Source organism: Dyella sp. 2HG41-7 (genome assembly GCF_021390675.1).
In the GTDB taxonomy this organism is placed as follows: Bacteria; Pseudomonadota; Gammaproteobacteria; order Xanthomonadales; family Rhodanobacteraceae; genus Dyella_B.
Map to the genome: position 1 here is coordinate 170,134 of NZ_JAJEJV010000003.1, position 12,158 is coordinate 182,291.

At 61.7% G+C, this 12,158-nt stretch carries 5 protein-coding genes; 2 read left to right on the forward strand and 3 right to left on the reverse strand.

Annotated features, from left to right (window positions below; genetic code table 11):
* Positions 1-28: 28 nt before the first annotated feature.
* From L0U79_RS00745 to gltB, 3 genes are all read right to left on the reverse strand, one after another.
* On the reverse strand, positions 29-2,815 hold the full coding sequence (locus L0U79_RS00745) for a TonB-dependent receptor (protein ID WP_233839969.1): 2,787 nt from the start codon (positions 2,813-2,815) through the stop codon (positions 29-31).
* A gap of 476 nt (positions 2,816-3,291) precedes the next feature.
* Positions 3,292-4,731, reverse strand: coding sequence for an FAD-dependent oxidoreductase (locus tag L0U79_RS00750; RefSeq protein ID WP_233839970.1), 1,440 nt, complete (start codon positions 4,729-4,731; stop codon positions 3,292-3,294).
* Positions 4,728-9,158: a glutamate synthase large subunit gene (gltB, locus tag L0U79_RS00755; protein ID WP_233840109.1), complete on the reverse strand. Its 4,431-nt coding sequence runs from the start codon at positions 9,156-9,158 to the stop codon at positions 4,728-4,730. The genes L0U79_RS00750 and gltB overlap by 4 nt, the downstream gene beginning before the upstream one ends.
* 338 nt (positions 9,159-9,496) lie before the next feature.
* Between gltB and L0U79_RS00760 the strand changes: the two genes are divergently transcribed.
* Together L0U79_RS00760 and L0U79_RS00765 are read left to right on the forward strand one after the other, a co-directional pair.
* Positions 9,497-10,642 carry a peptidoglycan DD-metalloendopeptidase family protein gene (locus tag L0U79_RS00760; protein WP_233839971.1) on the forward strand — a complete coding sequence of 382 codons (1,146 nt, stop codon included), beginning with the start codon at positions 9,497-9,499 and terminating at the stop codon, positions 10,640-10,642.
* 138 nt (positions 10,643-10,780) lie between these two features.
* A complete protein-coding gene (locus L0U79_RS00765; RefSeq protein WP_233839972.1) occupies positions 10,781-12,142 on the forward strand; it encodes a S41 family peptidase in 1,362 nt (453 codons plus the stop codon).
* Positions 12,143-12,158 lie beyond the last annotated feature (16 nt).

Below are 12,158 nucleotides of genomic sequence, written 5' to 3' on the forward strand. Positions count from 1 at the left end.
TTTGCACGATGCATCGGGATTGCAGCGATTAGAGCTTGACCTTCACGCCGACGTTCCAGAAGCGCCCGACGATGCCGGGGAAGCTGTAGGTCGGGTTGTACAAGTTAGCTGCGTAGTTCAACGGATCGATCGGCGGCTTCTTGTCCGTCACGTTGTCCACCGAAGCGGTAAACGTGATCTTGTCGTTCAACTTGTAGCTGCCCACGAGGTTGCCGTAGGTGAACGAGCCCATGGTGCAGTTGTTGGCCAACGGACCACCATCGGCTGCCAGCGCATCGGCGCAGAACGGGTTGTTGGTCTGATCTTCGGCCGCTTCATACAAGTGGCTGGTGAAGTAGACCGTCGCCGTCACGCTGAACGGACCGTATTCGACGGTGTTCGCCCAGTTGCCGCGAGTACGCGGCGTGCCAGCGCCCGACGACAGGCCATACGGACCCTGCGTACCGACGTAGCTCTGAACCTGACCGCCCACGTCTTCCTTCCACTGGAAGATCTGCGTGCCCTGCAGTTCGCTGATGTACTTGATGCCGTTGCTGAACGCGAAGTGCGCTTGCAGGTCCAGATCCAGACCGGTGGTCTTCAGCCAATCGCCGTTGACGTAATCGGCGCCGACGAAGATCGGGCGAAGCGGCGCACCGGGATGCGTCGGATCGGCGGTATCGAACACCATCGTGTAGCCCGGCAGCACCGTGCCGTTCGCAAAGTAGTTAGCCAACGCCGGACCGGGGTTCGCCGGAACGATCACGTTGCTCTTGCGGATGTTGTAGTAGTCCAACGAAGCGTTCAACCAGCTCGTCGGCTGCACCACCACACCGAAGGTGAAGCTCTGCGACTTCTCCGGCTTGAGGTTGGGGTTACCCGTGCTGCCCAGCTCGATCGCGTACGGATTGCTGACGTAAGCGTCGCCGCCGTGCGCGGCGAGGAAGGAAGCCGGAGCGCCCAGACCCGCAACGGAGTTGTTGGTGAAGCCTGCGCTGTAGCTGCCGGAGCTCTCACCGAACTGCGGAGCGCGGAAACCCTTCGAGTAGGTGCCGCGAACAGCGAGCCAATCGGTGGGCTTCCACTTCAGGCCGACCTTCGGCGAGAAGTTGTTGCCAACGCTCGGGTAATGGTCGAAACGGCCGGAAACGTCGGCTTCGAGGCTCTCGAGAATCGGAGCATCGAATTCGCCGTAGATACCGCTGACGTTACGCGAACCGGTAATGAAAGTTGCGCCCAGACCCTGGTAGATGCCGCCCGGATTGAGCGGCTGCTGCAGCTGGCCTTCGTGACGGAACTGCACGCCACCGGCGAAGCCCGACGCACCACCGGGAAGATCGAACAATTCGCGGTTAACGGTGAAATCGAACACGTCCATATCGGCGTGATCGGTCACGTTGTACGGCGGCGCCACCGAATTGCGAACAGCCTGGCTGTTGGCCGACGGATTGGCGAAGTTGTACGTGCCGTTGTTGATCGCGTTGATCAGACCCTGGTAGCTGATCAAGCCCAGGTTCGTGTAGTCGAGCGACTGATGGTTGCCCACGACCGACGCTTCGTAGTTCCACTCGCCCCATGCGCCTTGCAGATCGAGCACGGCACGCAGGTTGTGGTCGTCGGTGATCGACTGCGAAGGAATATCGCCGAACGCGTAGTTGATGTACGCGTACTGGTTGCCGAACGGATTGGACGGGTTACCCGGCGGCAGCTGGATCGTGTTGGTGTTGTTCGGCACGCCCGACTGAATCTGCGACGGCGTACCATTGATGATGGTCTTGTTCTCGTCGTAGCTCAACGAGGCGTAAGCCTTCGTCGTGTCGCTGAACTTGTAGGTGAAGCGGCCGTACAAACCGATGCGGTTCGAATACTGCTGAGCGAAACCGTACTGGTGCTGCTGGTCCTGCGCGCAGTACGAGCCCGCCGCATTCGTCACCAGCTGCATGTTGCTGCTGCAAGCGCCCAGCGGTTGGGTCGGACCCGTGGCGGCGCCGCCCGGAGCCGTGCCAGCCGGCGTCACCGAGCCGACGGTCGAACCCTGGTTGTTGGCCGGGTTGCCCCAGCGCAGATCGTTACCACCGATGCCGGTGTAGTTGGAGCTGTTGAACGGATAGCTGCGATCGCTAAGCGGAATCGCCTGATCCTGTTCCCACTCGGCGCTCAGGTAGGTGTTGTAGTGATCCGAATTCAGATCGCCCATACCGGCCACCAGCGTGGCGTGCTTGTGGAAGCCGCCGCCATGCTGCGAGTTGCCGATTTCGGCAGTGCCTTCTACGCCCTGGAAGGAGGGCTTGAGGATGATGTTGACCACGCCCGCGATGGCGTCCGAACCGTAGATCGACGACGCACCGTCCTTCAGGACTTCGATGCGCTCGACAGCGGCGAGCGGGATCGTGTTGAGGTCGACGAACGAACGGATGCCGTCGTCCACCAGCGGGTAGCTGGCGGCGCGCTTGCCGTCGATCAGCACCAGCGTGGAGTTCACGGTCAGGCCGCGCAACGCAACGCCCGACGAACCCGCCGCGAAACCGGCGTAGAACGAATTCGGGATGCTGCCGCTGTTGTCGGCGGAAACGGCGCGCACCACGTCGGAGACGTTGGTGAAGCCGGTACGTGCAATGTCAGCTGCGGTGATCACTGTCACCGGCGACGGCGTTTCGGTGTCGACGCGCGGCAGAGCCGAGCCCGTCACGGTGATGGTTTGCAGTTGCTTGGTGTTGCTCGAGGCCGGGGCAGCCTGAGTCTGGTCTTGTGCAGGCGCGCTTTGGGCAAAAGCGGTGCCGGCAATCGGGGCAAGCAGCAATCCCGCCAAAGCAAGCGCGAGTTTATTCCGAGTCATTTTTCATACCCTCCAAGGTACAGCGAGTTGTAATTCGCCCAACTAAGGGTTTTTGCGGGAAAGGGGGAGTTGGGCGTGTGGGGACACGAGGCCGAAGTCTTCCACACCTCGGAACCATCCGACAAGTCCTTAACATCACGTAAAATATTACGAATGCCCGTCGTAAGGTGATGCTTGAAGTTAAACCGCCTAATAGGCCTGTCTGGAACGAGATTTATCGAAATAGCACGTGTTCATGCGTTACCGTTCCATGACGAAATCGCAATATTTTACGACAAATGTGAGCGCCGCCTTAACCCGTTTCCAGGCATTTCGCACAGAGACTGATCGAAAAACCCGGCCGGAAAGCCCCCCATGCGGATCGACGGACCCGTCCGGAATGCCCCCCCCATTGGGCCGCATAGAACTAAGCCTGTTTCCGCTCGAAATGGGAAACAGGCTTGGTCGCAACGATTGAGTGGGTAACGCGGTAGGTTTTAACCCACGGCCACGGTGGTTTTCGCCGGCTCGCTCACCAGCATGTTGGCGATGCTTTTCGCCGCCTCGCGCCCGTCGTACACCGCGCGCACAACCAGGTCCGCACCACGCACGTTGTCGCCGCCGGCGAAAATTTTCGGATGACTGGTTTGATGCGGCAGTCTGCCGTGCGCACCGGTGATCACTTTGCCGGACGACGCCAGTTGCACGCCATGTGCAGTCAACCATTCCGGTGGGCTGGGCAGAAAACCGAACGATTGAATCACCACGTCAGCGGCGATCTCCGATTCGGTGCCGGGAATGTTCTGCGGTTTTGGACGTCCATCTCCGCTATCGACCAAACGCGTTTCCACAACACGCACACCGCGCACCTGGCCATTGCCGTCATCGAGAATCGCCATTGGCTGACGATGAAATAGGAAAGAAACACCCTCTTCACGACTGTAATTCACTTCGCGCGCGGAGCCGGGCATGCTCGCTTCATCGCGACGGTATACGCAGGTGACCGACGCGGCGCCGAGGCGAATCGCGGTGCGATTGCAATCCATACCAGTGTCGCCGCCACCTAGGACGACGACATGCTTGCCGTGGAAATCGAACATCGAAGCCGGCTCGTCGCGCATCAGCCGTTCGGTATTGGCGATCAGGAACGGCAACGCATCGTGCACGCCTTGCAGCGCGTGTCCCGGCAGTTTTCCGTCGACGAACGTATACGCACCGGTACCGACGAATACCGCGTCGTATTCCTCAAGCAACGATTCGAATGCCACATCGCGCCCGATGTCTTTGCCGAGCACGAAACGCACGCCCATCCCTTCGAGCACATCGCGACGCGTGCGCACCACGCCCTTGTCCAACTTGAAGGGCGGAATGCCGAACGTCAGCAGACCGCCGATTTCGCGATGGCGATCGTAGACATCGACGGCGATGCCTTCGCGACGCAAGCGATCCGCGCAGGCAAGGCCTGCAGGACCCGCGCCGATCACGGCGACGCGATGACCGGTTTCGCGCACATTGGAAAGGTCCGGACGCCAACCTTGGCGGAATGCTTCGTCGGTCACCCAGCGCTCGATGCTGCCGATCGTCACCGAACCGAAGGCCGTCTGCTCCAGCGTGCAAGCGCCTTCGCACAGTCGATCCTGCGGGCACACGCGTCCGCAAATTTCAGGTAGCGGATTGGTTTCGTGCATCAAGGTCGCCGCTTCCAGAATGCGACCTTGCTGAACCAGCTTCAGCCAGTTGGGAATGTAGTTGTGCACCGGACACGCGTGCTCGCAATACGGATTGCCGCAATCGATGCAACGTTCCGCCTGCGTGGACGCTTGCGGCATGGCGAAGTCACCGCCGATTTCACCGTAACCCAACACGCGCACCGCAACGGGAACCGTGCGCGGCGGCTGTCGCGGCACATCCAGGAATTGGAAAAGTTTTGCGCTCATGCCGCCCTCCGCAGTTCTTCGGCCAGCACGGCGAGGCTCGCGGCTTTCGGTTTCACCAGCCAAAATTTGTATTGCAGGCCGCGGAAGTCGCGCAGAATCTGCCGACCCCATTCGCTGCCGGTCAATTCGACGTGGCGGGTGACCAATCTCCGCAGATGCTGCATGTAGTTTTCCATCCCCTCCGGCGAGATACGCAGAATGTCGACCAGCTCGTGGTTGTAGCAGTCGACGAAATCGCGCTCGATATCGAGCACGTAAGCAAAGCCGCCGGTCATACCCGCACCGAAGTTGAGACCAACCTTGCCGAGCACAGCGACGACGCCGCCCGTCATGTATTCGCAGCAGTGATCGCCTGCACCTTCGACGACCGCAAGCGCGCCGGAATTGCGCACGGCGAAGCGTTCGCCCGCGCGACCTGCGGCATACAGCTCGCCATCGGTCGCGCCGTACAAACACGTGTTGCCGATGATCGCCGCATCTTGACTCGCATACGGCGCATCCGCAGGCGGACGAACCACAATGCGACCGCCGGCCATGCCTTTGCCGACGCCATCGTTGGCTTCGCCGATCAGCTCGATATGCACGCCGCCCGCGTTCCAAGCGCCGAGACTTTGTCCCGCCGCGCCTTCCAGCTTCAATTCGATTGGATGCGCATCCATGCCGTGATCGCCATGCCGACGCGCGACATCGCCGGACAAGCGCGCGCCGATGGCGCGATCGGTATTTTCGATGCGATAGGCGAACGCGCCGCCTCCCTTGCTCGCTACCGCCGCCGCCGTGTCGGCCGCGATTCGTGACGCCAGTTCGGCGTCATCGCGCATCGGATTGCGTGCGAGCGTGCATGCGAAATCGCTGCGCGCGCTCAATCCCGTACCGTCGATCAGCGGTGCGAGATCGAGTTTGTGCTGCACGGGCGTCACGCCGTCGATCTGTTCCAACAGATCCGTGCGCCCCACCAATTCACCCAACGTGCGCACGCCGAGTCGCGCCAAATGCGCGCGCACGTCCTGCGCGACAAAGGTGAAGTAGTTCATCACCATTTCGGGCAAGCCAACGAAGTGATCTTTGCGCAACACGGGATGCTGCGTAGCCACGCCGGTGGCGCAATTGTTCAAGTGACAGATGCGCAGATATTTGCAGCCCAGCGCCACCATCGGGCCGGTGCCGAAACCAAAACTCTCCGCGCCCAGCGCAGCGGCTTTCACCACATCCAGGCCCGTCTTCAAACCACCGTCGGCCTGCAGACGCACGCGGCCACGCAAATCGTTGCGACGCAAAGTCTGTTGCGTTTCCGCTAGGCCCAGCTCCCACGGCGTGCCTGCGTATTTGATCGACGTCAGCGGACTTGCGCCGGTGCCACCGTCGTGTCCACTGACCGTGATCAGATCCGCGCCCGCCTTCACCACGCCGGCGGCCACCGTGCCGACACCCGCGTGCGATACCAATTTCACCGACACCAGCGCTTCGGGATTCACTTCTTTCAAATCGTGAATCAGTTCGGCCAGGTCTTCGATGGAATAGATGTCGTGATGCGGCGGCGGCGAAATCAGGCCGATGCCCGGCTTGGCGTAACGCAGACGCGCAATCGTGGCGTCCACTTTATGGCCCGGCAGCTGACCGCCCTCGCCCGGCTTGGCGCCTTGCGCGATCTTGATCTGCAGCACTTCCGCATTGACGAGATACGCCGGCGTAACGCCGAAACGACCGGACGCCACCTGCTTGATCTTCGACGCACGCTCGGTGCCGTAACGCGCGGGATCTTCACCGCCTTCGCCGGAATTGCTGCGCGCGCCGAGACGGTTCATCGCGATCGCCAACGCTTCGTGCGCTTCGGGCGACAACGCACCCAACGACATACCGGCCGAATCGAAGCGCTTCAGGACCGCGTCGACGGATTCGACTTCTTCCAGCGGAATCGATGCGTCGGTGGATTTGAAACCCAACAGATCACGCAATGCCGACGGCGGACGATGATCCACAAAATCGGCGTACGCGCGATAGTCTGCGGGGTTGCCCGTGCGCACCGCCTTCTGCAACGTGGCGATCACGTCGGGGTTGTACATGTGGTACTCGCCGCCGTGCACGTATTTATAGAGACCGCCGGCACGCAGCGGCAATGCTTCGTTCCACGCTTCAGCGGCGAGCAGGCGCTGCTCGTGTTCCAACTCGGCGAAGCCTGCGCCGCCGACGCGCGACGGCGTACCCGGGAAACACAGTTCCACGACATCCGGCGACAAACCGACAATTTCGAACAGCTGCGCACCGCGATAACCCGCCACGGTGGAGATGCCCATCTTCGACAAAATCTTCAACAAGCCTTTACGAATGCCGCGACGATAACTGCGCCCGATTTCCGCGCGATCGCCCTCGATATGGCCTTCGCGTCCCAGTTCGAACAGGCTCTGATACGCGAGCCACGGATAGATCGCCGTCGCGCCGAAGCCGATCAAGCAAGCGAACTGATGCGGATCGCGCGGCGTGGCGGTTTCGACCAGGATGTTGCACTGGCAGCGCAATCCTTCCTCGATCAGATGCGCATGCACGGCGCCGGTCGCCAGCAAGGAATGAATCGGCAGCAAATCTTTCTGCGGATAACGGTCGCTCAGAAACACCATCGCGCAACCGTCGCGCACGACTTGCGCCACTTCCCTGCATAAGCGACGCAACGCGGCTTCCAAGCCTTCTTCCGGCTCGTACATCAAGTCGAAGCGCGGCGCGTTCGCGTATTGCGGCATCGCCAACAGCTGACGCAATTTGCGTTGCGAAAGCACCGGCGAGTTGATCAGGATCTGCTTCGCGTTCTCCGGCTTCAGATCGAACACGTTGCCTTCCGGACCGATCTGCGTCACCAGCGACATCACCAGCTTTTCGCGCAACGGATCGATCGGCGGATTGGTGACCTGCGCAAACGCCTGGCGGAAACGGTCGAACACGGGACGCACCTGGCGCGACATCGCGGCGATCGGCGTGTCGTCGCCCATCGAGCCGGTCGCTTCCGCTTCCAGTTCCGCAATCACTTTCAGCACCGTTTCGCGTTCTTCGCGCGACAAGCCGTAGAGTTTTTGATAGCAGCGCAATTGATCTGCCGCCAATGGCTCGGCCGCCAGCGACGGATCGATCAGATCCGATTCCAGATAGCTCACGCCAGCGCGCAACCAGTCGCGATACGGCGCGCGCTTGCGGTTGATCTCGTCGATATCGGTATCGCGTAGCAAACGATGCGCTTTGAAATCCACGGCGATCATTTCGCCTGGCGCGAGGCGTCCCTTCGCGATTACGCGTGCGCTCGCCACATCCCACAAACCGGCTTCGGACGCGACAATCAAATGATTGTCGTCGGACAACGCCCAACGCGCCGGACGCAAACCGTTGCGATCGAGCGTACACACCGCATAACGACCGTCGCACATCACCAAGCCGGCCGGACCGTCCCACGGTTCGCTGTGCAAGGCGTAGTACTCGTAGAACGCCGCGAGATCTTCGTCGATGCCTTCGCGCGCCGCGAAGGCCGGCGGCACCAGCACGCGCATTGCCGCGAGCATGTCCAATCCGCCAGCGAGCAGCAGCTCGAGCGCGTTATCGAGGCTTTCCGAGTCAGAGCCGTTCTGACGCACCAGCGGGCCGATGTCGCCCAACTCGACCAGCGGCGAACGCCAGATATGGGCGCGCGTCTGCATCCATCGCCTGTTGGCGCGGATCGTATTGATCTCGCCGTTGTGCGCCAGCAAGCGGAACGGTTGCGCCAAACGCCACTGCGGCGTGGTGTTGGTGGAGAAGCGCTGATGGAACACCACCGCGTCGGAAACCAACGCAGCATGGCGCAGATCGGGGAACACGTCGCGCAGGTGGCCAGGCGCCGCCATCGCTTTGTAGCCGATGACTTGCGCCGACAACGACACCACATAGAACTGCGCATCGTCGGTCGCCGCCACTTCGGCGCGGCGACGCGCACGGAACAACGCGCGCTCGAAGCTCGCATCGTCCATGTCGTCGGCGGCGTTGATGAAAATCTGCCGCACCACCGGCTTGGCGGCCGCAGAGAGCGGGCCGCAGGCGTCCTCGTTCACCGCCACGTCGCGCCAGCCCGCCACGCGCAGACGCTCGTCGGCCACGCAGCGATGCAGCACTTTGGCGGCGTCGCTGTCAGCCCTGTCGAGAAACACCAAACCGGCCGCGAAGCGTTCACTGAGCGCGATGCCGGCTTCCACCGCCATCGCGCGCAACCACGACTGCGGATGATGGATAAGCACGCCGCAGCCGTCGCCGGTGACGCCATCGGCATTCACGCCGCCGCGATGGGAAAGTTTGGCCAGTGCCGTGAACGCGGTATCGACGACCCATTTGCTGGCGCGGCCGTCGATCTGGGCAACCAGACCAAAGCCGCAGCTATCGTGCTCAAAACTGGCGTCGTACATACGCGGTGCCACCGACATGACCATCTTCCTCCTTAGCTTTACTCCGGATTCTCTGAGGCGCAGACAGCCTGCCGTCGAAGGATCGGCAGGCAGCTACGAGAGAGGCTACAGCCCGACTTTACGCACAACTTGTGCGTCGCGTCAAAGCCGCCTAGACGTCCAAATGAAAAACGAATGTTAGGCGTACCAGCACGCGCTAACAGACCAGTCGAACTCGAATCTCCGTGGGAGCGCATAAACAAGCCATTTGCGCCATCTCCCCGGATGAGTCCAGCTCGGACATAATTCGCCGCATGCCGACACTCAACCGCGCCTTCCGCCCACTCGTTTTTGTCCTCATTGCCTTTGCAATGACCCTATTCACCGGCTTCGTACCTGTTCGAGCCGCGCAAGACGCCAAGGCCGAAAGCCAGCAGGCCCAAGCGAAGCAGCAGCTCGCCGACCTGCGCGCCAAGATGCAGGCGCTGACCAAGGAACAGGCAGACACCGCCGCACGCCGGGACAGCGCCAACGCCACGCTGGCGAAACAATCCGACGCCGTATCCGCCGCGGCCAAGACGGTGCGCGACACCGATGCGCAGATCGCCGCCAAGCAACAGCAGCTCGATCAGTTGCAAACGCAACGAACGGCACTCAATCAAAGCCTGACCAGCCAGCGCGCCGCGATCGCCGATCTCCTGCGCGCCACGTATGCGCTCGGCAAGGGCTCGGACTTGCGGTTGCTGCTGGGTGACGAAGACATCGCGCGTATCGCCCGCTCGCTGGCTTATTCCAAATACTTCCAGCAAGACCGCGTGCAGAAAGTGCAGCAGCTGATGACGGAGCTGACCAATCTGCAGGACCTGGAAAACCAGATCACCGCCGAGCAACAAGCGCTGCAAGCCACCCGCGCGCAGCGCCAGCAACAGGTCGCGGACCTGCAACAGCAACGCAAATCGCAGCAGCAGCTCGCCAACCAGATCGACGCGCAATACAAGAACGAGGCGCAGAAGCTGGGCGCCATGAAGCAGAACGCGCAGTCGCTGGACGAGTTGCTAGTGAAACTGCAAAAAGCCATTGACGATGCCGCGCGTGAAGCCGCCAGGAAAGCCCGCGCCAATCCGACGGTGCCTCTCGGCGGGCCGGGTAAGACGCTGGCCAATATCCGCGGCAACCTTCCCTGGCCCGCGCCGGGTGCTGTCCACACGTTCGGCAACGGCGTGCTGATTACCTCGCCCCAGGGCGCGGACGTGCGCGCCGTGGCGCCAGGTCGGGTGGTCTACGCTCACTTTATGCGCGGCTACGGCCAGCTGATCATCCTCAGCCACGGCAACGGCTGGCTAAGCATGTACGGCAACAACGAAACCCTGACGCACGGCGTCGGCGACGACGTAACCGCCGGCGAGGTGCTGGGAACGGCCATGCTGAGCACCAGCGACAGCACCGGGGTGTATTTCGAGCTGCGCCACGACGGCAGACCGGTCGATCCACGTTCCTGGCTCAGCCAGAAGCGCTGATATCGACATGGTTTCGACAGAAATCACGCCAACCTGAAACGTCTAACTCATCAAGATCGGCGTATTCTGATGGCTGAATTCTGATGATTCCGAGCGGTCTAGGAACCATCGCCTCATCATCTTTGCGGAGCCTGCCCCATGCGTTTCCCCCGTCCTTGCCTGCTCGCCCTGCTGTTGGCGGCGCCGATGTTGCACGCGCAGGCGGCACCCGACGCGGCAGCAGCCGATAAGGATGCCGCGCCGGCGAAGGCATCCAGCAGCGCGGCGCCGGCGGACCAGGTCAGCATGGACGACGTGCGCAACTTCGCGCACGTGTACCAAATCATTCGCCAGGCTTACGTCGAAAAAGTCGACAGCAAAACGCTGATGAACGATGCGATCAAAGGCATGCTCGCCGGCCTCGATCCGCACAGCGCGTATCTCGATAAAGAAGGCCTGCAAGAACTCAACGAAGACACCACCGGTCAGTACGGCGGCCTCGGTATCGAGGTGATGGAAGACAACGGCATGCTGAAGATCGTCTCGCCGATCGACGACACGCCCGCATCGCGCGCCGGCATCAAGCCCGGCGACATCATCACCGCCGTGAACGGGAAGGTGATCACGCCCGACAACATCGACAGCATGTTCGATGCGCTGCGTGGCGATCCCGGCAGCAAGATCACGCTCGGCATCCTGCACGAGAAAGCCGATCAGCCCATCAATTTGACGATGACGCGCGAGCGCATCTCGATGACCAGCGTGAAAGTGCGCGAACTCGAACCCGGTTACGTCTATATCCGCATCAGCCAATTCCAGGATGACACCGCAGGCGATCTGGAGAAGAAACTCGGCGCGCTGCTGCAGAAGAGCGGCCCGCAGAAAGGCGCGATCCTCGATCTGCGCTCCAATCCAGGCGGGCTGCTCACTGCGGCGGTGTCGGTGAGCGACGACTTCCTCGATTCGGGCGCCATCGTCACCACGCGCGGCCGCCTGCCCGATTCCAACCTCACGTTCAGCGCGCATGCCGGCGATCTGCTCAACGGCGCATCGATGGTGGTGCTGACCGATAACGGCACGGCATCCGCCGCGGAAATCGTGTCCGGCGCGCTCAAGGACAATCGTCGCGCGCTGATCGTCGGTCGTCGCACGTTCGGCAAAGGCGTCGTGCAGACGGTGTTGCCGCTGGATTCCGATCACGCGGTCAAGCTCACCACGGCGCGCTATTACACGCCTAACGGCACGTCGATTCAGGCCGAAGGTATCAAGCCCGACATTCCTTTGGCCGACCTTACCGTCGCCAAGGTGGACGACTCGCAAAATCCGATCAGCTCCGAAGCCGACTTGCCGCACCATCTGGCTAACGAAGTCGCCGCGAACGGCGACGGCATCAACAACGACGGCAGCGCGGAAAACGCCAAGCTTGCAACGAGCGATTACACGTTGTCGCAAGCGTTGAACATTCTAAAAGGCTTGGCGTTACGCCACGACGGCGCACAACCCGAAACGACGGCGCATTGATCGAACCCCTTTTCGC

Coding starts and splice junctions, on each gene's coding strand:
- L0U79_RS00765 (WP_233839972.1), top strand. CDS start 10,781: ATGCGTTTCCCCCGTCCTTGCCTGCTCGCCCTGCTGTTGGCGGCGCCG.
- L0U79_RS00760 (WP_233839971.1), top strand. CDS start 9,497: ATGACCCTATTCACCGGCTTCGTACCTGTTCGAGCCGCGCAAGACGCC.
- L0U79_RS00750 (WP_233839970.1), bottom strand. CDS start 4,731: ATGAGCGCAAAACTTTTCCAATTCCTGGATGTGCCGCGACAGCCGCCG.
- L0U79_RS00745 (WP_233839969.1), bottom strand. CDS start 2,815: ATGACTCGGAATAAACTCGCGCTTGCTTTGGCGGGATTGCTGCTTGCC.